Annotated in this window: 20 protein-coding genes and 1 tRNA gene; 13 read left to right on the forward strand and 8 right to left on the reverse strand. The window is 67.9% G+C overall.

Going from position 1 to position 22,453, the window contains the following annotated elements; genetic code table 11:
* Positions 1-62: 62 nt before the first annotated feature.
* From AC3WQY_RS06940 to AC3WQY_RS06975, 8 genes are all read left to right on the forward strand, one after another.
* Positions 63-728, forward strand: a complete 666-nt coding sequence (locus AC3WQY_RS06940; RefSeq protein ID WP_285231905.1) for a Crp/Fnr family transcriptional regulator — start codon at positions 63-65, stop codon at positions 726-728.
* A 51-nt stretch (positions 729-779) separates the two neighbouring features.
* Entirely contained in the window at positions 780-3,146 is a 2,367-nt protein-coding gene (locus AC3WQY_RS06945; protein ID WP_492706955.1) for a DNA translocase FtsK, read from the forward strand.
* A complete protein-coding gene (gene lolA / locus AC3WQY_RS06950) occupies positions 3,143-3,757 on the forward strand; it encodes an outer membrane lipoprotein periplasmic chaperone LolA (protein WP_285231907.1) in 615 nt (204 codons plus the stop codon). Before AC3WQY_RS06945 ends, lolA begins: the two co-directional genes overlap by 4 nt.
* Positions 3,754-5,100, forward strand: a complete 1,347-nt coding sequence (locus AC3WQY_RS06955; RefSeq protein ID WP_492706957.1) for a replication-associated recombination protein A — start codon at positions 3,754-3,756, stop codon at positions 5,098-5,100. The genes lolA and AC3WQY_RS06955 overlap by 4 nt, the downstream gene beginning before the upstream one ends.
* A 197-nt stretch (positions 5,101-5,297) precedes the next feature.
* Entirely contained in the window at positions 5,298-6,221 is a 924-nt protein-coding gene (locus tag AC3WQY_RS06960) for a branched-chain amino acid ABC transporter permease (RefSeq protein ID WP_285231909.1), read from the forward strand.
* 22 nt (positions 6,222-6,243) lie between these two features.
* The gene (locus tag AC3WQY_RS06965; RefSeq protein WP_285231910.1) at positions 6,244-7,329 is read left to right on the forward strand and encodes an ABC transporter permease subunit; all 1,086 of its coding nucleotides are present in this window, start codon (positions 6,244-6,246) and stop codon (positions 7,327-7,329) included.
* A 17-nt stretch (positions 7,330-7,346) separates the two neighbouring features.
* The gene (locus tag AC3WQY_RS06970) at positions 7,347-8,126 is read left to right on the forward strand and encodes an ABC transporter ATP-binding protein (protein ID WP_285231911.1); all 780 of its coding nucleotides are present in this window, start codon (positions 7,347-7,349) and stop codon (positions 8,124-8,126) included.
* A gap of 19 nt (positions 8,127-8,145) precedes the next feature.
* A complete protein-coding gene (locus tag AC3WQY_RS06975; protein WP_492706960.1) occupies positions 8,146-8,868 on the forward strand; it encodes an ABC transporter ATP-binding protein in 723 nt (240 codons plus the stop codon).
* A gap of 90 nt (positions 8,869-8,958) precedes the next feature.
* Here AC3WQY_RS06975 and AC3WQY_RS06980 read toward each other — a convergent pair whose 3' ends face one another.
* The 3 genes from AC3WQY_RS06980 to AC3WQY_RS06990 all read right to left on the reverse strand — a co-directional run bounded on the left by AC3WQY_RS06980 (position 8,959) and on the right by AC3WQY_RS06990 (position 12,069).
* Complete coding sequence (locus AC3WQY_RS06980; protein ID WP_492706962.1) at positions 8,959-10,077, reverse strand: Glu/Leu/Phe/Val family dehydrogenase; 1,119 nt, start codon at positions 10,075-10,077, stop codon at positions 8,959-8,961.
* A 164-nt stretch (positions 10,078-10,241) separates the two neighbouring features.
* Positions 10,242-10,982, reverse strand: a complete 741-nt coding sequence (locus AC3WQY_RS06985) for a 2OG-Fe dioxygenase family protein (RefSeq protein WP_492706964.1) — start codon at positions 10,980-10,982, stop codon at positions 10,242-10,244.
* A gap of 34 nt (positions 10,983-11,016) precedes the next feature.
* Positions 11,017-12,069, reverse strand: a complete 1,053-nt coding sequence (locus AC3WQY_RS06990; RefSeq protein ID WP_285231915.1) for a CDP-6-deoxy-delta-3,4-glucoseen reductase — start codon at positions 12,067-12,069, stop codon at positions 11,017-11,019.
* A gap of 99 nt (positions 12,070-12,168) precedes the next feature.
* Between AC3WQY_RS06990 and AC3WQY_RS06995 the strand changes: the two genes are divergently transcribed.
* Positions 12,169-13,065 carry an NAD-dependent epimerase/dehydratase family protein gene (locus AC3WQY_RS06995; protein ID WP_492706966.1) on the forward strand — a complete coding sequence of 299 codons (897 nt, stop codon included), beginning with the start codon at positions 12,169-12,171 and terminating at the stop codon, positions 13,063-13,065.
* Here AC3WQY_RS06995 and AC3WQY_RS07000 read toward each other — a convergent pair whose 3' ends face one another.
* Both AC3WQY_RS07000 and AC3WQY_RS07005 read right to left on the reverse strand, forming a co-directional pair.
* Entirely contained in the window at positions 13,066-13,647 is a 582-nt protein-coding gene (locus AC3WQY_RS07000; RefSeq protein ID WP_285231917.1) for a rhomboid family intramembrane serine protease, read from the reverse strand.
* Between the two features lie 135 nt (positions 13,648-13,782).
* Positions 13,783-13,867, reverse strand: a tRNA-Leu gene (locus AC3WQY_RS07005).
* 74 nt (positions 13,868-13,941) lie between these two features.
* On the opposite strand from AC3WQY_RS07005, the gene cysM reads away from it, so the two are divergent.
* The 3 genes from cysM to AC3WQY_RS07020 are packed head-to-tail and all read left to right on the forward strand — an operon-like array spanning position 13,942 to position 15,658.
* Complete coding sequence (cysM, locus tag AC3WQY_RS07010) at positions 13,942-14,853, forward strand: cysteine synthase CysM (RefSeq protein WP_285231918.1); 912 nt, start codon at positions 13,942-13,944, stop codon at positions 14,851-14,853.
* Positions 14,854-14,861: 8 nt separating this feature from the next.
* Positions 14,862-15,404 carry an NUDIX domain-containing protein gene (locus AC3WQY_RS07015; RefSeq protein ID WP_492706969.1) on the forward strand — a complete coding sequence of 181 codons (543 nt, stop codon included), beginning with the start codon at positions 14,862-14,864 and terminating at the stop codon, positions 15,402-15,404.
* A 26-nt stretch (positions 15,405-15,430) separates the two neighbouring features.
* Positions 15,431-15,658, forward strand: a complete 228-nt coding sequence (locus AC3WQY_RS07020) for a sulfurtransferase TusA family protein (RefSeq protein ID WP_285231919.1) — start codon at positions 15,431-15,433, stop codon at positions 15,656-15,658.
* Positions 15,659-15,682: 24 nt separating this feature from the next.
* Here AC3WQY_RS07020 and galU read toward each other — a convergent pair whose 3' ends face one another.
* Complete coding sequence (galU, locus tag AC3WQY_RS07025) at positions 15,683-16,549, reverse strand: UTP--glucose-1-phosphate uridylyltransferase GalU (RefSeq protein WP_492706971.1); 867 nt, start codon at positions 16,547-16,549, stop codon at positions 15,683-15,685.
* Positions 16,550-16,635: 86 nt separating this feature from the next.
* Between galU and AC3WQY_RS07030 the strand changes: the two genes are divergently transcribed.
* On the forward strand, positions 16,636-17,613 hold the full coding sequence (locus tag AC3WQY_RS07030) for an NAD(P)-dependent oxidoreductase (protein ID WP_285231921.1): 978 nt from the start codon (positions 16,636-16,638) through the stop codon (positions 17,611-17,613).
* Here AC3WQY_RS07030 and AC3WQY_RS07035 read toward each other — a convergent pair.
* Both AC3WQY_RS07035 and AC3WQY_RS07040 read right to left on the reverse strand, forming a co-directional pair.
* Complete coding sequence (locus AC3WQY_RS07035) at positions 17,564-20,386, reverse strand: valine--tRNA ligase (RefSeq protein WP_492706974.1); 2,823 nt, start codon at positions 20,384-20,386, stop codon at positions 17,564-17,566. The two genes, AC3WQY_RS07030 and AC3WQY_RS07035, sit on opposite strands and share 50 nt — an antisense overlap.
* Positions 20,387-20,478: 92 nt before the next feature.
* Entirely contained in the window at positions 20,479-22,446 is a 1,968-nt protein-coding gene (locus AC3WQY_RS07040; RefSeq protein WP_492706976.1) for an acyltransferase family protein, read from the reverse strand.
* Between the last annotated feature and the right edge of the window lie 7 nt (positions 22,447-22,453).

The raw sequence follows: 22,453 nt of genomic DNA on the forward strand, positions 1-22,453 counted from the left end.
GCAAGAGGCCGCGGGCTTGCGCTTACGGCACATCAACAGACCACAGTCTCAGGAGGTAGTTCATGGCAATGCTGTCCAATCTGGACCTGATCCGCAGGGTCCCCTTGTTCTCCCTGCTGACGACCGATCAGGCGCAGTCCATTGCGGACAGTGTGGTGAAGCGTCGCTTCAAGCGCGGCGAGATGATCGTCGAGCAGGGCACCAAGTCGAACGCCCTGTTCATCCTGCTGAACGGGCGCGCCCGCGTGCTGACCGCCGACACGCGCGGCCGCGAGGTCATCCTCGCGGTGCTGCAGCCCGGCGACTATGTGGGCGAGATGAGCCTGATCGACGGCGAGCCGCATTCGGCCACCGTGCGCGCCGAGGTGCAGACCGACATGCTGGTGCTGGGCCGCATGGAGTTCTCGCGCTGCCTGCCCGATAGCAGCAGCCTCTCCTACGCCATCCTGCGCGGCCTGGTGGCGCGCCTGCGCAATGCCGACCGCCAGATCGAATCGCTGGCACTGCTGGATGTCTATGGCCGCGTGGCGCGCACCCTGCTGGACATGTCCGAGGAAGAGAAGGGCATCAAGATCATCCGCGGCAAGGTCTCGCGCCAGGACATGGCCAAGGTGGTGGGCGCCTCGCGCGAGATGGTCAGCCGCGTCATGAAGGACCTGGAGGACCGCGGTGTCATCGAGACGCTGGAGAACGGCTCGGTGGTCATCAAGGAGCGCCTGCACGACTGAGGCGCGCGGCCCCTCGGCTGAGGCCCCGGCAAGCTGAGCCACAATCGGGCCATGAGTTTTCCCCTGGATTCCATGCTGGGCGGCGAAGGCAGCCCGCCCAGCGAAAAAGTCTACAAGCGCCAGCCCAAGAAGGCGGCCAAGCCGGCGGCGCCCGTGGCCAGCCCCTTGCGCACGCCCCTGTGGCTGGTCGCGGGTGGCCTGCTTTGGTGCCTGGTCGTGCTCGCGCTGCTGACGCATGACCGCGCCGACTCGGCCTTCAGCATCGCCGGCAACCACGCGCTCTATGCCAACCGCGTCGGCGCCCTGGGTGCCTGGGTGTCCGATCTGCTGCTGTTCGGTTTCGGCTATTCCTGCTGGTGGTTCGTGCTGGTGGCGCTGCGCGCCTGGCTCGGCAGCCTGGCGGGCTTGCTGCGGGTCGAGGCACCCCAGGTGCTGCCGCCCGAGCAACGCCTGCGTTCGCGCGGTCTCTGGTGGCTGGGCCTGCTGCTCCTGATAGCCGCCAGCTGCACGCTCGAATGGAGCCGTCTCTATGGCTGGGAGGCCCGGCTGCCGGGTCATGCCGGGGGCGTGCTGGGCTACACCCTGGGCCCACTGAGCATGAAGGCCCTGGGCTTCGCCGGTTCGGGCGTGCTGGCGATCGCCGCGCTGCTGACCGGTATCTCGCTGGCACTGGAGTTCTCCTGGCTGCGCCTGGCCGAGCTGATCGGCACCCGCGTCGATGAGTTGCGCAACCGCCAGGTGGCCAAGCGCGAGATCAAGGAAGACCAGCGCGTCGGCAAGGCGGCCAAGCGCGAGCGCGAGCAGGTGGTGGAGGTGGAGCGCCAGGTGGTCGAGGAGCACCAGCCCATCGTCATCGAGGCGCCGGTGGTCGAGGTGCCCAAGTCCACGCGCGTGGCCAAGGAGCGCCAGCAGACCCTGTTCACCGACGTCACCGATACCAAGCTGCCGCAGGTGGACCTGCTGGATGCGCCGCCCACGCGGGTGGAGTCGGTCACGCCCGAGTCGCTGGAAATGACCAGCCGCATGATCGAGAAGAAGCTGCGCGACTTCGGCGTCGAGGTGCGCGTGGTGGCGGCCTCGCCCGGCCCGGTGATCACGCGCTACGAGATCGAGCCGGCCACCGGCGTGAAGGGCTCGCAGATCGTCAACCTCGCCAAGGACCTGGCGCGCTCGCTGAGCCTGGTGAGCATCCGCGTGGTCGAGACCATCCCGGGCAAGAACTTCATGGCGCTGGAGCTGCCGAATGCGCGCCGCCAGACCATCCGCTTGTCGGAGATCCTGGGCTCGCAGATCTATGCCGACGCGGCCTCGATGCTGACCATGGCGCTGGGCAAGGACATCATCGGCGCGCCGGTGGTGGCGGATCTGGCCAAGATGCCGCATTGCCTGGTGGCCGGTACCACCGGTTCGGGCAAGTCGGTGGGCATCAACGCGATGATCCTCTCGCTGCTCTACAAGGCCGAGGCGCGCGACGTTCGCCTCATCATGATCGACCCCAAGATGCTGGAAATGAGCGTCTACGAGGGCATCCCGCATCTGCTGGCCCCGGTGGTCACCGACATGAAGCAGGCCGCCAACGCGCTCAACTGGTGCGTGGGCGAGATGGAGCGCCGCTACAAGCTGATGTCCAAGATGGGCGTGCGCAATCTGGCCGGCTACAACAAGAAGATCGACGAGGCCACCGAGCGCGGCGAGAAGATCGGCAACCCCTTCAGCCTCACGCCCGAGGAGCCCGAACCGCTGGAGCGCCTGCCCCACATCGTGGTGGTGATCGACGAGCTCGCCGACCTGATGATGGTGGTGGGCAAGAAGATCGAGGAGCTGATCGCGCGCCTGGCGCAGAAGGCGCGTGCCGCCGGCATCCACCTGATCCTGGCCACCCAGCGGCCCTCGGTGGACGTGATCACCGGCCTGATCAAGGCCAATATTCCGACCCGCCTGTCCTTCCAGGTCAGCTCGAAGATCGACAGCCGCACCATCCTCGACCAGATGGGCGCCGAGGCCTTGCTGGGCATGGGCGACATGCTCTATATGCCCTCGGGCACCGGCCTGCCGATCCGCGTGCACGGCGCCTTTGTCAGCGACGACGAGGTGCACCGCGTGGTGACCTATCTGAAGGAGCAGGGCGGCGAGCCCAACTACATCGAGGGCATTCTGGAAGGCGGCGTGCTGGAAGGCGAGGGCGGTGAGCCGCCCGCGCCCGGTGAGGCCAACGGCGAAGCCGACCCGATGTACGACCAGGCGGTGGCCGTGGTGCTGCAGCACCGCCGTGCCTCGATCTCGCTGGTGCAGCGCCATCTGCGCATCGGCTACAACCGCGCCGCGCGCCTGCTGGAGCAGATGGAGAAATCCGGCCTGGTCTCCAGCATGGCCACCAATGGCAACCGCGACCTGATCATCCCCAAGCGAGACGAATGAGATTCACCAAGATACTGCTGGGCGCGGCACTGCTGCTGGCCAGCCTGGCCGCCCGTGCCGATGCGATCGCCGCGCTGAACGAATTCGCCAGCGCGGCCAAGAGCGGCCGCGCCGTCTTCACCCAGACCGTGCTCTCGCCGGATGGCAAGCGCAAGAAGAGCTCCTCGGGGACCTTCGAGTTCCAGCGCCCCAACCAGTTCCGCTTCGCCTACCTGAAGCCCTTCGAGCAACTGATCGTGGGCGATGGGCAGAAGGTCTGGCTGTTCGACCCCGACCTCAACCAGGCCAGCTCGCGCCGCATGAGCCAGGCCCTGGGCGCCACGCCCGCCGCGCTGCTGGCGGGCGGACAGATCGGCCGCGATTTCGAATTCAAGCTGCTGCCCAACGAGCGCGGCCTGGAATGGGTGCAGGCCTTGCCGCGCCAGAGCGATGGCAGCATCCAGGAGCTCAAGCTGGGCTTCCGCGGCAAGGAGCTGGCGGCGCTGGAGCTGGTGGACGGCTTCGGTCAGCGCTCGCAGCTGGAGTTCAGCGAGCTGCAGCTGAACGTCAAGCTGGCGGCGGAGCGCTTTCGCTTCGTGCTGCCGGCCGGTGCCGATCTCGTGGAGCAATGACTAACAGTTCAGAGTTGTTCCCCGAGCTGGTGCCGGCATCGGCGCCCGCCGACGCGGCCCTGCCGTCACAGCCCCTGGCCGAGCGCCTGCGTCCGCGCAGCCTGAACGAGGTGATCGGCCAGCAGCATCTGCTGGGCCCCGGCATGCCGCTGCGCGTGGCCTTCGAGGCCGGCCGCCTGCATTCGATGATTCTGTGGGGCCCGCCAGGGGTGGGCAAGACCACCCTGGCACGGCTGATGACGCAGGCCTTCGATGCCCAGTTCATCACCATCTCGGCGGTGCTGGGCGGGGTCAAGGAGATCCGCGAGGCGGTGGAGCGCGCACAGGCGGTCGCAGCACAGGGGCGGCGCACCGTGGTGTTCGTGGACGAGGTGCACCGCTTCAACAAATCGCAGCAGGATGCCTTCCTGCCGCATGTAGAGGCGGGCCTTTTCACCTTCATCGGCGCCACCACCGAGAACCCCAGCTTCGAGGTCAACTCGGCGCTGCTCTCGCGCGCCACCGTGCATGTGCTGAAGGCGCTGGACCAGGGCGAGCTGCTGGACCTAGTGCAGCGCGGCCAGCAGGCGCTGGCCTGCCCGCCCTTCAGCAAGGCCGCGGCCGAGCGCCTGGCGGCCTATGCCGATGGCGACGCGCGCCGCCTGCTGAACGCGGTGGAGGCGGCGGCCAGCCTGGCGCCCAAGGGCGCCAGCGAGATCGACGAGGCGGCGCTGGAGCGCGCCCTGGGCGAGCAATTGCGCCGCTACGACAAGGGCGGCGAACAGTTCTACGACGTCATCTCGGCGCTGCACAAATCGGTGCGCGGCTCCGACCCGGATGCGGCGCTCTACTGGCTGGTGCGCATGCTGGACGGCGGCGTGGATGCGCGCTACATCAGCCGGCGCCTGATACGCATGGCCAGCGAGGATATCGGCCTGGCCGACCCGCGCGCGTTGCGCCTGTGCCTGGACGCCGCCGAGACCTACGAGCGCCTGGGCTCGCCCGAGGGTGAGCTGACCCTGGCGCAGGCGGTGATCTATCTGGCCATGGCGCCCAAGTCGAACGCGGCCTACAGCGCCTACAACGCCGTGCGCGCGCTGGTGAAGGGCGATCAGAGCCGCCCCGTGCCCATGCACTTGCGCAACGCGCCCACCAAGCTGATGAAGGGCCTGGGCTATGGCCAGGCCTATCGCTACGCGCATGACCATCCGGGCGGCTTCGTGCCGGGCGAGCAATACCTGCCCGATGGGCTGGAGGGCGAGCGCTTCTACGAGCCGGTGCCGCGCGGCCTGGAAATCCGCATCGGCGAGCGCCTGAGCGAGCTGCGGCGGCTCAACGCCGAGGCTCGGGAACAGGAAAGCTAGCACGCCGGCCCCGCGCCATGTTGCGGGTAAGCACCGACGGGAGTGCGGAATCCCGCACTCCTAGAATCCCCTCAGCCTGCAGGACCAGATGGCACCCGGCCCGCCGACCCTTAGGCGGGCTTTTTTCTGTGCCGTCGAACTGCCAAATGAAAACGGCCTCGCCCTGACCGGCGAGCGAGCCGAACCGGAGAGTGTGTATGGAAACCTTGATCCAGCAGATCATCAACGGGCTGGTGCTCGGTAGCATGTATGCGCTGGTGGCCCTGGGCTACACGATGGTGTACGGCATCATCAACCTCATCAACTTCGCCCATGGCGAGATCCTGATGGTGGGGGCGCTGGTGAGCTGGACCGTGGTCACCGCGCTGGCGGACTCCGGCCTGCCCGGCTGGGCCCTGATGGCCATCGCGCTGGCCTGCGCCATCGTGGTCTGCACGCTCCTGAACTTCCTGGTCGAGAAGATCGCCTACCGGCCGCTGCGCAATGCACCGCGCCTGGCGCCGCTGATCACCGCGATGGGCATGTCGTTGCTCTTGCAGACCCTGGCGATGATCGTCTGGAAGCCCAATCCCAAACCCTTCCCGCTGCTGCTGCCGACCACGCCCTTCGACCTCGGCGGGCCGGTGATCACCGTGACCCAGGTGCTGATCCTGGTGACCACGGTGGTGATCCTGGGCGGCCTGCTGTTCCTGGTGAACCACACCAAGCTGGGCCGCGCGATGCGCGCCACCGCCGAGAACCCGCGCGTGGCCGGCCTGATGGGCGTGAAGCCCGACTTCGTGATCTCGGCCACCTTCGTGATCGGTGCGGCGCTGGCCGCCGTGGCCGGCCTGATGTGGGCGGCCAACTACGGCACCGTGCAGCACTCGATGGGCTTCATGCCCGGCCTGAAGGCCTTCACCGCCGCGGTGCTGGGTGGCATCGGCAACCTCGCCGGCGCGATGCTGGGCGGGGTGGTGCTGGGCCTGATCGAGGCCATCGGTGCCGGCTACCTGGGTGATCTCACCGGCGGCATCCTGGGCAGCCATTACGCCGACATCTTCGCCTTCGTGGCGCTGATCCTGGTGCTGACCCTGCGCCCCTCGGGCCTGCTGGGCGAGCGCGTGGCCGATCGTGCCTGAGCCAAGGAATATGGAGACCGCGATGCAAAAGAACAAGCTCTTCGTTTTCCTGATCTCGGCGGTGGCGCTGCTGATCGTGCCCCTGCTGGCCCAGCAGCTGGGCAACGGCCCGGTGCGCATCATCGACCTGGCCCTGCTCTACGTGATGCTGGCCCTGGGCCTGAACATCGTGGTGGGCTACGCGGGCCTGCTGGACCTGGGCTATGTGGCCTTCTACGCGCTCGGCGCCTATATGTACGCGCTGTTCGCCAGCCCGCACCTGAGCGAGAACTTCGAGTCCTTCCGCGCCATGTTCCCCGACGGCCTGCATTCGCCGCTGTGGCTCATCATTCCGCTGGGGGCAGGTCTTGCCGCCTTCTTCGGCGTGCTGCTGGGCGCCCCTACGCTGAAGCTGCGCGGCGACTATCTGGCCATCGTGACCCTGGGCTTCGGCGAGATCGCGCGCGTCTTTCTCAACAATATGGAGTACCCGGCCAACATCACCAACGGCCCGCGTGGCATCGGCCAGATCGATGCGGTGCGCTTCTTCGGCATCGATCTGGGCAAGGGCCTGGAGGTGTTCGGCTATGCCCTGCCATCGGTGACGCTGTACTACTACCTGTTCCTGGCGCTGGTGATCGGCACCGTGATCATCTGCTACCGCCTCGAGAACTCGCGCATCGGCCGCGCCTGGATGGCGATCCGCGAGGACGAGATCGCCGCCAAGGCGATGGGCATCAACACCCGCAACCTGAAGCTGCTCGCCTTCGGCATGGGCGCCACCTTCGGCGGCGTGGCGGGTTCGATGTTCGCGTCCTTCCAGGGCTTCGTGTCGCCCGAGTCCTTCAGTCTGCAGGAGTCGGTGATGATCGTGGCCATGGTGGTGCTGGGCGGCATCGGCCATATCCCGGGCGTGATCCTGGGTGCGCTCTTGCTGTCGGCGCTGCCCGAGGTGCTGCGCTATGTGGCCGGCCCGCTGCAGGAGATGACCGGCGGCCGTCTGGACGCCGCCATCCTGCGTCAGCTGCTGGTGGCGCTGGCGATGATCGGCATCATGCTCTCGCGCCCGCGCGGCCTCTGGCCTTCGCCCGAACATGGCAAGGCCGCACCGCAGCCGGCCCAGAAATAAGCAGAGGGAGCACCCATATGAGCGAAGAATCCGTTCTCAAGGTCGCCGGCGTCTCCAAGCGCTTCGGTGGCCTGCAAGCCCTCTCGGACGTGGGCATCCAGATCAACAAGGGCCAGGTCTATGGCCTGATCGGCCCCAACGGCGCCGGCAAGACCACCTTCTTCAACGTCATCACCGGCCTCTACACGCCCGACGCGGGCACCTTCGAGTTGGGCGGCGCGCCCTATGCGCCGACGGCGGTGCACCAGGTTGCCAAGACCGGCATTGCGCGCACCTTCCAGAACATCCGCCTGTTCGCCGAGATGACGGCGCTGGAGAACGTGATGGTGGGCCGCCATGTGCGCACCGGCTCGGGCCTCATCGGCGCGGTGTTCCGCACCCCCGGCTTCAAGGCCGAGGAGGCCGCGATCGCCAAGCGTGCGCAGGAGCTGCTCGACTACGTGGGCATCGGCAAGTACGCGGAGTTCAAGGCGCGCACCCTGAGCTATGGCGACCAGCGCCGCCTGGAGATCGCGCGCGCGCTGGCCACCGACCCCAAGCTGATCGCGCTGGACGAACCGGCCGCCGGCATGAACGCCACCGAGAAGGTGGTGCTGCGCGAGCTGATCGACCGCATCCGCAACGACGGCCGCACCATCCTCTTGATCGAGCATGACGTCAAGCTGGTGATGGGGCTGTGCGACCGTGTCACGGTGCTGGACTATGGCAAGCAGATTGCCGAAGGCACGCCGGCCGATGTGCAGCGCAACGAGAAGGTGATCGAGGCCTATCTGGGCGCCGGTCACAAGGCCCACTGAGGCAGGACGGACAAGGCAAATGGCAAACGACAACACCCTCCTCAAGGTCACGGGGCTGAAGGTCGCCTACGGCGGCATCCAGGCCGTCAAGGGCGTCAGCTTCGAAGTCAAGCAGGGCGAGCTGGTGAGTCTGATCGGCGCCAATGGCGCCGGCAAGACCACCACCCTCAAGGCCATCACCGGCCTGCAGCCGGTGGCCGAGGGCGAGATCCAGTTCATGGGCCAGAGCATCAAGGGCCAGGGCGCCTGGGACCTGGTCAAGCAGGGCCTGGTGATGGTGCCGGAAGGGCGCGGCACCTTCACCCGCATGACCATCACCGAGAACCTGCAGATGGGTGCCTACATCCGCAGCGACAAGGCCGAGATCCTGGCCGATATCGACAAGGTGTTCGGCATCTTCCCGCGCCTGAAGGAGCGTCGCAACCAGCTGGCCGGCACCATGTCGGGCGGCGAGCAGCAGATGCTGGCGATGGGCCGCGCACTGATGGCGCGCCCCAAGGTGCTGCTGATGGACGAGCCCTCGATGGGCCTCTCGCCCATCATGGTGGACAAGATCTTCGAGGTGGTGAACGACATCCACGGCCAGGGCGTGACCATCCTGCTGGTGGAGCAGAACGCCAGCCGGGCGCTGGCGGCCGCGAACCGCGGCTATGTGATGGAGAGCGGCATTGTCACCATGACCGGCAACGGCAAGGACCTGCTCAACGACCCCAAGGTGCGCGCCGCGTATCTCGGCGAGTAAGCAACCCAGCGGAGCCCGAGGATCCGGCTTCGCCGGTCCTGCGGGCTCGCCCCCTTGAGGGGGCGCGCGAAGCGCGTAGGGGGTGGGCCGTCAGGCGGGCTTCACCAACTTGGAGCGTGCCCAGATGTCGGACTCGCGCGCGGGCGTGTTGCCGCTGGCCTTGACGCGGCCCAGCAGCTCTTCCACGCGGCCGGCGATCTTGCTGACCTCGGCCATCACGGCCTGCTCTTCGCCCTCGTTGCGGTACTCGCGTGCCACGCTGATGATGCCGCCGGCATTCACCAGATAGTCGGGCAGGTAGAGGATGCCGCGCGCCTGCAGCGCGTCGCCATCGGCGGCGGTGGCCAGCTGGTTGTTGGCGGCGCCGGCGATCAGCTTGGCGCGGATCTGCGGCACGCTGCCCAGGTTCAGCACCGCGCCCAGGGCGCAGGGGGCCAGCACGTCGACATCGGCGGCCAGGATCTCGTGCACGCTGACGGCTTGTGCACCGAACAGCTCCTGTGCGCGCGCCACCTTGGCGGCGTCCACATCGGCCACCACCAGCTTGGCGCCGGCCTTGTGCAGGAACTCGGCCAGATGCCAGCCCACTGCGCCCAGGCCTTGCAGGGCCACGCGCACGCCATCCAGCGAGGCGCGCTGCAGATGCAGGCGCACGCCGGCTTCGATCGAGACGAACACGCCCCAGGCCGTCTTGGGGCTGGGGTCGCCACCGAAGGCGCCGGCGCGCGGGATGCCGCTCACGTATTGCGTGTGCGCCTGCATGCCCAGCATGTCGGCGGTGGTGGTGCCGACGTCTTCGGCGGTGATGTAGGCGCCGTCCAGCGACTGCACGGCACGGCCGAAGGCGGCGAACAGGGCGGCGCGGTCGAACTGGCCGGCCGGCTTGATGATCACGGCCTTGCCGCCGCCGAAGGGCAGGTCGGCCAGGGCGTTCTTCAGGCTCATGCCTTGCGAGAGGCGCAGCGCGTCGTTCAGCGCGGCGAGTTCGTTGTCATAGCTCCAGAAGCGGCAGCCGCCGAAGGCGGGGCCGCGGGCGGTGCTGTGCACGGCCAGGATGGCCTTCAGACCGGTCTGCTCATCGGCGGCCAGCAGCACGCGTTCGTGCGGGGCTTGATCGGGCAGGCCGAACAGCGAGCTGGGAAGGGAGGAGGGGGCTGCCTCGCTGAGGGCGCGGGCGAGATCGGACGAGCGGTCGAAAGGAGCGTTCATGGCGTTTGCACTTGTGATGCCGAAAAAAAGCACCCGGCTTGGCGGGTGCCTGCGTGCGGGCTTGTGGCCCGAGGTACGCAGTTTACGGCCTGCGCCGCGCCTTGTGCCATGGCCGGCTCAGCGCATCTGGCATGGCGTGATGCCTGCCACGCATCAGGGATCCATCAGGGATCTTGAAAGCCGCCGCGCCTGAGCGTCACCACCAGGGTGTCGCGATAACCATGCTCGGCCACCGGCTGGATCGGCGTGGTCTCATGGATCACGCGCTCATCGTCCAGCAGCAGCAGGGTCCAGGGCTCGCTCATGGTGAATCGCTGGCCGCGCGGGCCGCTGGCCTCGAACACGCGCGATTCACCGCCCTTGATGCTAGCGCGGCCCACCAGGAACACTGCCACCAGGTCCACGCCATCGCGGTGCGCGCCCTCGGGCGTGGGCCGGCCGATGCCGTCGGTGGTGTCGATGCGGAACTGGTGCGCCTCGGCATACCAGGGCTGCGCGCCGCGCAGGCGGTCGGCCGCGGCGGCCAGGGCCAGCAGCAGCTTGGGCCAGATGGGCAGGGCGGTGGCGGCCTGCGCCATCGGCTCGAACCAGCGCTCGAGCCCGCCGTGCAGGGCGTTGTAGTCCAGCGGCTGCCAGTGGGCACGGTGCGGCACTTGCTGCACTTGCGTGGCGGCCTGCGTGTCCAGCACAAAACTGCCATGGCGGCGGAAGCGGTAGCGCCCGCCGTCGCGCAGGTACAGGTCGGGCGGCAGATCGTTCCAGAACGGCGCCAGCGCGGCCAGCTCGGCCTCCTCGCAGCCCAGCCAGTGGCGCAGGCTTTCGGGTGCCATCACGGCCGAGCCCTGCTCGCGCAACTGCTGCTCGAACTGGGCGGCGCTGGAATAGGGCGGGCTGAAATGCTGCATGGCGGCGGTTCCTGGTTGAGAGGGGCGGCCAGGGTCAGGCCTTGCCTTGCTTGTCCAGCTCGGAGGTGAAGGCGTCGGCGTAGAACTCCTCGGCGGGCAGGCCGGCCTTGGCGACGAAGTCCGCCTGGGCCGACTCCACCATGATGGGCGCGCCGCAGGCATAGACCTGGTGGCCGCTGAGGTCGGGCAGGTCGGCCAGCACGGCCTGGTGCACGAAGCCGGTGCGGCCGCTCCAGCCGTCCTCGGGCCTGGGCTCGGAGAGCACCGGCACATAGCGGAGCTGCGGCATGCTGGCGGCGGCCTGCAGGGCCCAGTCGTGCAGATAGAGGTCGGCCTTGCTGCGGCAGCCCCAGTAGAGGGTGGTGGGGCGGCTGAATCCGGCACTCTGCCCCAGATGCTGCAGGCGCTCGATGATGGCCTTGATGGGTGCGAAGCCGGTGCCGCTGGCCAGCAGCACGATGGGCTTGTCGCTGTCCTCGCGTAGGAAGAAGCTGCCGAACGGCCCTTCCATGCGCAGGATGTCTTTTTCCTTCATCGCGCCGAACACATGGTCGGTGAACTTGCCGCCCGGCATGTGGCGCACATGCAGCTCGATCGCCGGCGGCGTGCCCAGGTTGCTGGGCGCGTTGGCCATCGAATAGCTGCGGCGCGCACCATCGCGCAGGATGAATTCCACATACTGGCCGGCGTGGAACTGGAAGTTCTGGTTGGCCGGCAGCTGCAGGCGCAGCAGCGCCACGTCGGGCGCGGGCTTGGCGATGCTGATGACGCGGCTGGGCAGCTTGAGCACCGCGAACTCGCCCGCGCCCGGCACGGTGCGCGCTTCCAGCACGCAATCGGTCTGCGGCGTGGCGCAGCAGGTCAGCACGAAGCCGGCGGCCTCCTCGGCCTCGGTGAGGGTCTTGGCCTGGTGCGCGCCGTGGATCACCCGGCCCTCCAGCAGGCGGCTCTTGCAGGAGCCGCAGGCGCCGTCCTTGCAGCCATAGGGCAGGCCCACGCCCTGGCGGATGGCCGCGCCGAGCAGGGTTTCATCGCGTTCGACCGAAAACTCGCGGCCGCTGGGCTGCACGGTGACCTGGAAATTCATGGTGTGGATGGCTGGGCTCAATAAAAACTCGGCCCGCGAGGTGCATCGCGGGCCGTGGCGACCGATAAACTCAGGCGCCATTTTGCCTGACGATCACCCATGCCCACTTTGCACGCGCGCCGGCCCCGCCTCCTCATCGTCGGCTGCGGCGACGTGGGCCTGCGCGTGCTGCGCGAGCTGCACGGGCGCCTGCCCGTGCTGGCGCTGAGCTCCAGCCCGGCACGCGCCCAGGCGCTGCGCGCGGCCGGCGCCATGCCCCTGCTGGGCAATCTGGACGACCCCGCCAGCCTGGCGCGCCTGGCCGGCCTGGCCGACTGGGTGCTGCACCTGGCGCCACCCGCCGCCCAGGGCGCGGAAGACCGGCGCACCCTCAATCTGCTGCGCGCGCTGGCGCGCTCGCCGCGCACCACGCGCCTGGTCTATGCCAGCACCACTGGCGTGTACGGCGATTGCGCCGGTGCGCGCTTCGACGAGACCCGCAGCCCCAGGCCCGCCACCGACCGCGCACGGCGCCGCGTCGATGCCGAGCAGCGGCTGCGCTGGTTCGGCGCCAGCCTGGGCGTGCGCGTGAGCATCCTGCGCGTGCCCGGCATCTATGCCTGGGATCGCGAGGGCGGCCATCCGCGCGAGCGCCTGGCCAAGGGCGCGCCGGTGCTGCGGCGCGAGGACGATGTCTACACCAACCACATCCATGCCGACGACCTGGCGCGCGCCTGCCTGGCGGCGCTGGCGCGCGGCAAGCCGCAGCGCATCGTGCATGCCTGCGACGACAGCGAGCTGCTGATGGGCGACTACTTCGACCTGGCGGCCGGGCTGTGCGGCCTGCCGCGGCCGCCGCGCATCAGCCGCGAGCAGGCGCGGGAGCAGATGTCGCCCATGCAGCTGAGTTTCATGGGCGAATCGCGCCGCCTCGACAACGGGCGGCTCAAGCGCGAGCTGCGCCTGCGGCTGCGCCATCCCGAGGTCGGTACCGGCCTGCTGGCCGGCGCCGACTGATCAGCGGCGGCGCGCGCCGCGCCAGTAGTTCATCATCAGCCAGGCGCCCAGCATGCCGCCCAGGTGGGCGAAGTGGGCGATGCCGCTGCTGCCCATCAGGCCGAGGAAGAGTTCCAGCCCGCCGAACAGCGCGACGAAGTACTTGGCCTTCATCGGGATGGGCGGGAACAGCGGCATGATGATGCGGTCCGGGAAGATCATGCCGAATGACAGCAGCAGGCCGAACAGCGCACCCGACGCACCCACGGTGGGCGAGCGCGAGCCGATCAGCAGGGTGAAGATGAGCTGGGCCGCGGCGGCGGTGAGCGTGCTGGCGATCAGCAGGTGCGCATAGCGCTTGCTGCCCCAGACGCGCTCCAGTTCCGAGCCGAACATCCACAGGCCCAGCATGTTGAAGAACAGGTGCCAGACATCACCATGCAGGAAGGCATAACTGAGTGGCTGCCAGGGCATGAACAGGCCCGTGCTCAGGGGCCATAGCGCGAAGTAGACCTCGAACTGCGGCGGCAGCAGCGTGAACAGGCAGAACAGGCCCACACAAGCCAGCATGAAGGCCTTGGTAACCGATGGGATAGGGGACATGAATCTCGACTCTGTTGGGATGCCCGGAGTGACTTGTCGCGGCAGCTGCCGCGCCGAGGGCCAGAGTGTAGGGGCACAGCGAACTCGCTTGCTTGCCGCCCCGCGATGCCATGCTGTTGGTGCTGCAGGTTCTGGTGGTGCCCGGGGCCGGACTCGAACCGGCACACCTTGCGGCGGGGGATTTTGAGTCCCCTGCGTCTACCGATTTCGCCACCCGGGCCAGAAACCATGCATCGCTGCGTGAGCCGCGGATTATGCCATGCAAACTTTGGCGCCGGCTGAGACAATCCGCCCATGAGCGAAAAGACCTACCCCAGCCTTGAAGACGTCATCGGCAACACTCCCCTGGTGCGCTTGCAGCGCGTGCTGGGGTCAGATCTTGCCTCCCGCGGCAATGTGCTGCTGGCCAAGCTGGAGGGCAACAACCCGGCCGGTTCGGTGAAGGACCGCCCAGCCATCAGCATGATCCGGCGCGCCGAGGAGCGGGGCGAGATCAAGCCGGGCGACACCCTGATCGAGGCCACCTCCGGCAACACCGGCATCGCGCTGGCGATGGCCGCGGCGATGCGCGGCTACCGCATGCTGCTGATCATGCCCGAGGACCTCTCGATCGAGCGCGCCCAGACCATGAAGGCCTTCGGCGCCGAGCTGATCCTCACGCCGCGCTCGGGTGGCATGGAATATGCCCGCGACCTGGCCGAGCAGATGCAGCGCGACGGCAAGGGCCGCGTGCTGGACCAGTTCGGCAACGAGGACAACCCGCGCATCCATTACGAGACCACCGGCCCCGAGATCTGGCGCGACACCGGCGGCGAGATCACCCACTTCGTCAGCGCCATGGGCACCACCGGCACCATCACCGGCACCTCGCGCTTCCTGAAGGAGCAGAACGCCGGCATCCGCATCGTCGGCGCCCAGCCGGCCGAGGGCTCGCGCATCCCGGGCATTCGCAAATGGCCCGAGGCCTATATGCCGCGCATCTACAAGCCCGAGACGGTGGACGAGCTGGTGCTGGTGAGCCAGTCCGACGCCGAGGAGATGGCGCGCCGGCTGGCGCGCGAGGAGGGCCTGTTTGCCGGCATCTCGGCCGCGGGCGCCTGCTGGGTGGCGCTGCAGCTGGCGCGCACGCTGGAGAACGCCACCATCGTCTTCATCGTCTGCGATCGCGGCGATCGCTACCTCTCCACCGGCGTGTTCCCCGCCTGAGCCGCGCGGTGAGCCAACTGCCCGCCTACCGCTTCTGCCCGCTCTGCGCGAGCGAGCTGTGCTGGCGCACCGAGCTGGAAGACGGTGGGCCCAAATCGAGGCTGCGCTGCAGCAGCTGCGACTTCACGCATTGGAACAACCCGACCCCGGTGCTGGCCGCGGTGGTGGAATGCGTGGACCGCGAGGGTCAGGTCTTGCTGGCGCGCAACGCGGCCTGGCCGGGGCGCCTCTTCGGCCTCATCACCGGCTTCATGGAGGCGGGTGAATCACCCGAACAGGGGCTCAGGCGCGAGGTGATGGAGGAGACCGCGCTGCAGGTCGAGTCGCTGGACCTGATCGGCGTCTACGACTTCCAGCCCATGAACCAGGTGATCATTGCCTACCATGTGGCGGCGCGTGGCGAGATCCGCCTGTCGCCCGAGCTGGCCGAAGCCAAGCTGCTGGCACCGCAGAAGCTCAAATGCTGGCCCGCCGGCACCGGCCAGGCGCTGGCGCAATGGTTGCGCTCGCGCGGCATCGAACCCCAGTGGTTCGAGCCGGGGCCGGCCTAGAATCCCTTGCAACCCGAGGACGAGACATGGACGTACACAAGGAACTGGACACGCGCGGCCTGAACTGCCCGCTGCCCATACTCAAGGCCAAGAAGGCCCTGGCGGAGATGGAGAGCGGTCAGTTGCTGAAGGTGTTCTCCACCGACCCGGGCTCGACGCGCGACTTCCAGGCCTTTGCGCGCCAGACCGGCAACGAGCTGGTCGAGCAGAGCAGCCAGGCCGACGAGTTCGTGCACGTGCTGCGGCGCCGCTAGAGCGGCGCCAAACCCTCACAATCCTCAGATATCGAGGCTCTTCAGATAGGCACGGAAACCCGGACCCAGGTCGGGGTGGGCAAGCGCCAGTTCCACATTGGCCTGCAGGAAGCCTTCCTTGCTGCCGCAGTCGTAGCGCTTGCCGTCATAGCGGTAGGCGAACACCTTCTCGCGGCGCAGCAGGCCGGCGATGCCGTCGGTGAGCTGGATCTCGCCGCCCACGCCGCGCGGCTGGCTGGCGATCTCGTGGAACACCCCGGGCGTGAGGATGTAGCGGCCGGCCACGCCCAGGCGTGAGGGCGCCACCTCGGGCGCGGGCTTCTCGACGATGCGGCTCACGTCCATCAGCTTGTCGTTCACCGGCGTGCCGGCCACGATGCCATAGCGGCGCGTGTGCTCGGCCGGCACTTCCTGCACCGCCAGGATGGAGGCGCGCCATTCGGCGTACTGCTCCACCATCTGCTTGAGCACCGGAGGCTCTCCCACCATCAGGTCGTCGGCCAGCAGTACCGCGAAGGGCTCGTTGCCGACGAGTCGCTGACCGCACAACACCGCATGGCCCAAGCCCAGCGCCTGGGCCTGGCGCACATAGATGCACTCCATGTCGTCGGGCTTGACGCTGCGCACCACCTCGAGCAGCTCCTTCTTACCCGCCTGTTCAAGGGCTACCTCGAGCTCGAAAGTCATGTCAAAGTGATCTTCGATGGGGCGCTTGTGGCGGCCCGTCACAAAAATCATTTCGCGTACGCCGGCGGCATAGGCTTCTTCCACCGCGTACTGAATGAGGGGCTTGTCCACCACGGGCAGCATTTCCTTGGGCTGGGCCTTGGTGGCCGGCAGGAAGCGCGTGCCAAGACCTGCAACAGGGAAGATCGCTTTCGTGACTTTCATATCCGTACACTCTCCGGTTTGCGTTGGCGCGCATTGTGGCATTGCCACATGGCCGTGCCGCGGATCCCGAACCCCCTAAATAGCGCATGAGCCTGCTGATCCTGGAGCCACTCGAGCTGGAAGTGATGCAATGGTTGTCCGAGCGGCATCCGGTGCATTACGCCCCCGAGCTCGCGCTGGAGCCGCAGGCCTTGAAGGGGCTGCTGCACCAGGCCCAGGGTCTGGTCTTGCCCCCCTCGGTGGCGCTGGACGCCAGCCTGATACGCATGGCGCCCAAGTTGCGCGTGGTCGGGCGCATGAGCGCCGGGGCCGAGAACATCGATCTCGAGGCCTGCCGGGCGGCGCGCGTGGAGGTGGTGCGCAGCCTCACCGCCACCGCGGCGGCCGAGGCCGAGTTCGTGATCGGCGCCTTGCTGGCGCTGCTGCGGCGTGTGCCGGTGCAGTCCACCGACGGCATGTGGGTGGGGCGCGAGCTAGGCTGTGCCACCATCGGTCTGATCGGCATGACGCCGGCCTCGCGCATGCTGGCGCAGATCCTGCCGGTGTTTGGCACGCGCGTGCTGGGCTACGACCCCAGCCTGCACCAGAACGACCCGCTGTGGGCGCAATGGGGCATCGAGCCCCTGCCGCTCAAGGACCTGATGGAACAGTCCGACGGCGTGAGCGTGCAGCTGGCCTATTTCCAGCGCTACCGCGGCCTCATCGGCGAGCGCGTGCTGGGCTTTGCCAGGCCCTCGCAGGTGCTGGTGAGCCTGGGCCATTCGGCCCTGTTCGACGAGCAGGCGCTGGCCGAGGCCCTGCACAGCGGCCGCGTGCTGGCCGCCTGGTTCGACAGCGTCGAGCCCGGCCTGATGGAGCCGGGGCGGCCGCTCTACGGCGCGCCGGGCCTGCAGGTGACGCCGCGCGTGGCCAGCACCACGCGCGAGTCGCGCACGCGCGCCGCCTGGGGCATTGCGCGGCGCATCGACGAGCTGCTGATGATTCCGCCCGAACCCGCGGCGGAATTCCGTTCGACTACGCCAGCCGCGCTGCCTGATCCTGTAGCCGAGCAACGGTGGCGCTGAACTCGGCCACGCGCTGACGCTCCTGCTCCACCACGGCGGCGGGCGCGCGCGCCACGAAGCTCTCGTTGGTCAGCTTGCCTTGGGCCTTGCTGATCTCGCCCTGCAGACGCGCGATTTCTTTGGCCAGGCGGGCCTGCTCGGCCGCCACGTCGATCTCCACCTTGAGCGCCAGGCGTGCCTCGCCATGCACCAGCACCGGCGAGCTGGCGCTGGCCTTGGCGAACTCGGCCTCGTCGGCGATCAGCTGCACATCGGCGAGCTTGGCCAGCGCCTTCAGCAGCAGCGCCGCTTCGGCGATGAAGCCGGTGTCGCCGCCCACCAGGAGCGGCACGCGCTCCGAGGGGCTCAGCGCCATCTCGCTGCGCAGGCTGCGGCAGGTGCCCACCAGCGCCTTGAGATTGGCCACCCAGGCCTCGGCCTTTGCGTCGATGCGCTCGGGCTGCGCCAGCGGGTAAGGCGCGTTGACGATGTAGTCCACCGTCTTCCTGCCTGCCAGCGGAGCGACCGTCTGCCACAGCTCCTCGGTGATGAAGGGCGCGATCGGGTGCAGCAGGCGCAGCATGGTTTCCAGCGTGCGCACCAGGGTGCGTCGGGTGGCGCGCTGCTGCGCTTCGTCGCCGCTCTGGATCTGCACCTTGGCGATTTCCAGGTACCAGTCGCAGTACTCGTCCCACACAAAGGAGTAGATCGCGTTGGCGACGTTGTCCAGGCGGTAGTCGGCAAAGCCCTGGGCCACCGCCTGCTCGACGCGCTGCAGCTCGCTGGCGATCCAGCGGTCGGCCTGGCTGAAGCTCATATAGCCGGGCGGGCATTGGCCCTGCTCATGCGCGAGGCCGCAATCCTGGCCCTCGGTGTTCATCAGCACGAACTTGGTGGCGTTCCAGAGCTTGTTGCAGAAGTTGCGATAGCCCTCGCAGCGCTTGCTGTCGAAGTTGATGTTGCGACCCAAGGACGCCAGCGAGGCGAAGGTGAAGCGCAGCGCATCGGCACCGAAGCCGGGAATGCCCTCGGGGAACTCCTTCTCGGTGGCCTTGCGCACCTTGGGCGCCGTCTCGGGGCGGCGCAGGCCGGTGGTGCGCTTGTCCAGCAGGGGGCCGAGCTCGATGCCGTCGATCAGGTCCACCGGGTCCAGCACATTGCCCTCGCTCTTGCTCATCTTCTGGCCCTGCGAGTCGCGCACCAGGCCATGGATGTAGACATGCTTGAACGGCACCTTGCCGGTGAAGTGCGTGGTCATCATGATCATCCGGGCGACCCAGAAGAAGATGATGTCGTAGCCGGTCACCAGCACCGAGGAGGGCAGGAAGAGATCCTGTTCCAGCGTCTGCTCGGGCCAGCCCAGCGTGGAGAAGGGCACCATGGCCGAGGAGTACCAGGTGTCCAGCACATCCTCGTCGCGCGTCAGCGCGCCGCTATAGCCGGCCGCCGCGGCCTTGGCGCGCGCCTCATCCTCGCTGCGCGCCACGAACAGCTCGCCGCCCGTGCCGTACCAGGCCGGGATCTGGTGGCCCCACCAGAGCTGGCGCGAGATGCACCAGTCCTGGATGTTGTTCATCCAGTGGTTGTAGGTGTTGACCCATTGCTCGGGGTAGAACTTCACCGAGCCGTCGGCCACCACCTCGGTGGCGCGCTGGGCGATGCTCTTGCCATCCTTGCCCGGCTTGCTGACGGCCATGAACCACTGGTCGGTCAGCATCGGTTCGATCACCTGGCCGGTGCGCTCGCAGCGCGGCACCATCAGCTTGTGCTTCTTCACCTCGACCAGCAGGCCCAGGGCCTCCAGATCGGCGACGACCTTCTTGCGCGCGACAAAGCGGTCCAGGCCGCGGTAGGCCTCGGGCGCGTTGTCGTTGATGGTGGCGTCCAGCGTCAGCACGCAGATCATCGGCAGGCCATGGCGCTGGCCCACCGCGTAGTCGTTGGTGTCGTGGGCGGGCGTGACCTTGACCACGCCGGTGCCAAACTCGCGGTCCACATAGTCGTCGGCAATCACCGGGATCTCGCGCCCGGTGAGCGGCAGCGTCACCCGCTTGCCGATCAGGGCCTGGTAGCGCTCGTCCTCCGGGTGCACCATCACCGCCACGTCGCCCAGCATGGTCTCGGGGCGGGTGGTGGCCACCACGATCTCGCCCGCGCCATCGGCCATCGGGTAGCGGATATGCCAGAGGAAACCGTCTTCCTCCTCGCTGCTGACCTCCAAATCGGAGACGGCGGACTTCAGCACCGGGTCCCAGCTCACCAGGCGCTTGCCGCGGTAGATCAGGCCGTCGTCGAAGAGCTGCACAAAGGTCTCGGTCACCACCTTGGAGAGCTTCTCGTCCATGGTGAAGTACTCGTGCTCCCAGGAGACCGAGTCGCCCATGCGGCGCATCTGGCGCGTGATGGTGTTGCCTGACTCCTGCTTCCACTCCCACACGCGCGCGACGAAGTTCTTGCGGCCGAGCTCATGGCGGCTCTTCTCGCCCTCGACGCCGCGCTCCTGCAGCTGGCGCTCCACCACGATCTGGGTGGCGATGCCGGCATGGTCGGTGCCCGGCACCCACAGGGTGTTGTGGCCCAGCATGCGGTGGTAGCGCGTCAACGAGTCCATGATGGTCTGGTTGAAGGCATGGCCCATGTGCAGGGTGCCAGTCACATTGGGCGGCGGCAGCTGGATGCAGAAGGACTCGCGCGCCTTGTCCAGGCTGGGCTTGTACAGACCCTTGGACTCCCACAGGGGGCCCCAATGGGCTTCCAGGGCGGCGGGTTCGAAGGACTTGGCGAGTTCGGTCATGGCGGCGTGTTGCGGAGAATGGGGAGGGCCGACGGTTTTGACGCGACCGCGGCTCGGCCGGCAATTGTCCTACAAGGTCGCCAGGGCCCGACTCAGCGTGGCAAGGTGGACTGAAACAGCGGCAGCAAGCGACGCGCGCCGGTCTCGCTGAGATGGTTGTCGTCGAAGTACAGCGGTCGAAGGTCCCGGCTGCCCCAGCAGCGCTGAGCGTCGCAAAGAAAGGGCAGGGGATCGACAACCGTTGCACCGCAGCGCTTGCTGACCCGGTCCTGCGCGCGGATGAGCCAGCCATTGCGGGCCTCGTAGTCGGAGCGCGCGATGCCAAGGTCTTCGCGCAGCCCCAGGGCCATGCGCCGAGACAGGGCACGTGGCACATCGAAGCCCATCTCCGGGATAGGGCGGAGCAGCAGGACCTTGCGCGTCGCCGCGAGCCGGCAGACGGTCTGCTCGTACCGCTGCGCGAACTCGGCGATGAAGGCTGGCGCGGCGTCGTCGTAGGGCCGAGAGAAGAAGACCAGCGGCTTTCCTAGCGCCGGGCCGTCCTCATTGCGTCCATAGGCGAGCGCGCCATAGCGACCCACCAGCAGCACCGGCACGCCGGGATGGGTCTGAGCCAGTTGCGCCGTGGTCCAGGACAGGAAGTCCTCGCAGCGGTAGTCCTTGCCTTCTCGGCGCTGCGCGGTCTTCATGCCCTCGACCAAGGGGCAGGCGCTGTAGGACCATTGGATGGCACCCTGCCCGGTCGGCAGCGCTGCCCGCAAGGTGTTCATCAACGGAATCGCATGGCTGTCGCCGACGACCAGCAGGCCTGGCTGCTCACCTCCGTAGACGCAGGAGGGGGAGGCGCTGCCCCTGCCGCGATGGCACTCCGCCGTGCGCGGATTTCGATCGGATGCGACGGCGGCAGCAGCCTCGACGGCTGCATCGAAGCGGCCCGTGACACCGCCCGCCCGCCACACAAGAGCACTGGGAACCAGTACCGCGAGCAGGGCCGCCGCCAGAGCCATGGTGGCGGCACGCGGTGCGCACCGGCTCAGGCCGCGCCGGCCCGGAACCTCGATGCCTTGGTAGGAAAGATGCGCTGCCAGGCACACGGCGGCGATTGCCGCGAGCACCGCCAGGGGGTGCTGCTGCAGCCCCGTATAGTTCAGCAGCACGACGCCGGGCCAATGCCAGAGGTAGAGCGAGTAGGAACGGTCACCCAGCCACTGCATGGTGCGGTTGGATGCCCAGCGTGCGTCGGCGTGCGCCAGCAGTATCACCATGGCCGCTAGCGCCGGCGCCAGCGCAGCGATGCCTGGCCACCGTGGCGCCAGATGCGCCGTCGTGATCGAGGTGAACGCGAGCGCGAGGCCGCCATGGCTCAGCGCGCGGGCTGGCCAGGCACGGAACTGCAGACGGCCGGAAAGTTGCCAGCAGAGGCCGCCGAGAATCATTTCCCACGCGCGGCTCTGCAGCAGGAAGAAGGCGGCGCTCGGCTGCTCGCCAACGGTCAGAAGATTGACCAGCATCGAAGCGAGGCCAAGCAGCAGCAACATGCCAAGCTGCGCCTTGCGTCCCGGCCGCAGCCGCCAGACCAGTAACGACAACAGCGGCAGCAGCAGATAGAACTGCCATTCGACCGACAGCGACCAGGTATGCAGCAGCCACTTTTCGTGCGATGCGGTGTCGAAATAGCCCGCCTCGCCGAGGTAGCGATAGTTTGACGCGAACAGCACGCTGGTGGCGCTGTGGATGGCCAGTCTGCGGTAGTCATTCGGCAGCAGCAGCAGCCATCCGAGTGCCAGCAGAGCCACGCACAGCGCGAGCAGGGCCGGCACAATGCGCCGCGCCCGTGCAAGGTAAAAGCCCACCAGTGAAAAACGGTGGCGTTCCAGGCCGCCGACGACCATGCCTGTCATCAGGAAGCCTGAGATGACGAAAAAGATGTCGACGCCGACAAAGCCGCCTGACGCTCCCGGCAGATTGAAGTGGTAGGCGATCACACCCAGGACGGCCAGGGCGCGCAAGCCGTTGATGTCGGTGCGGAACTCGACGTTCTGATTGGTTGTAACCGTCATTTGGAAC

The organism is Roseateles sp. FW301-B2, assembly GCF_058788955.1.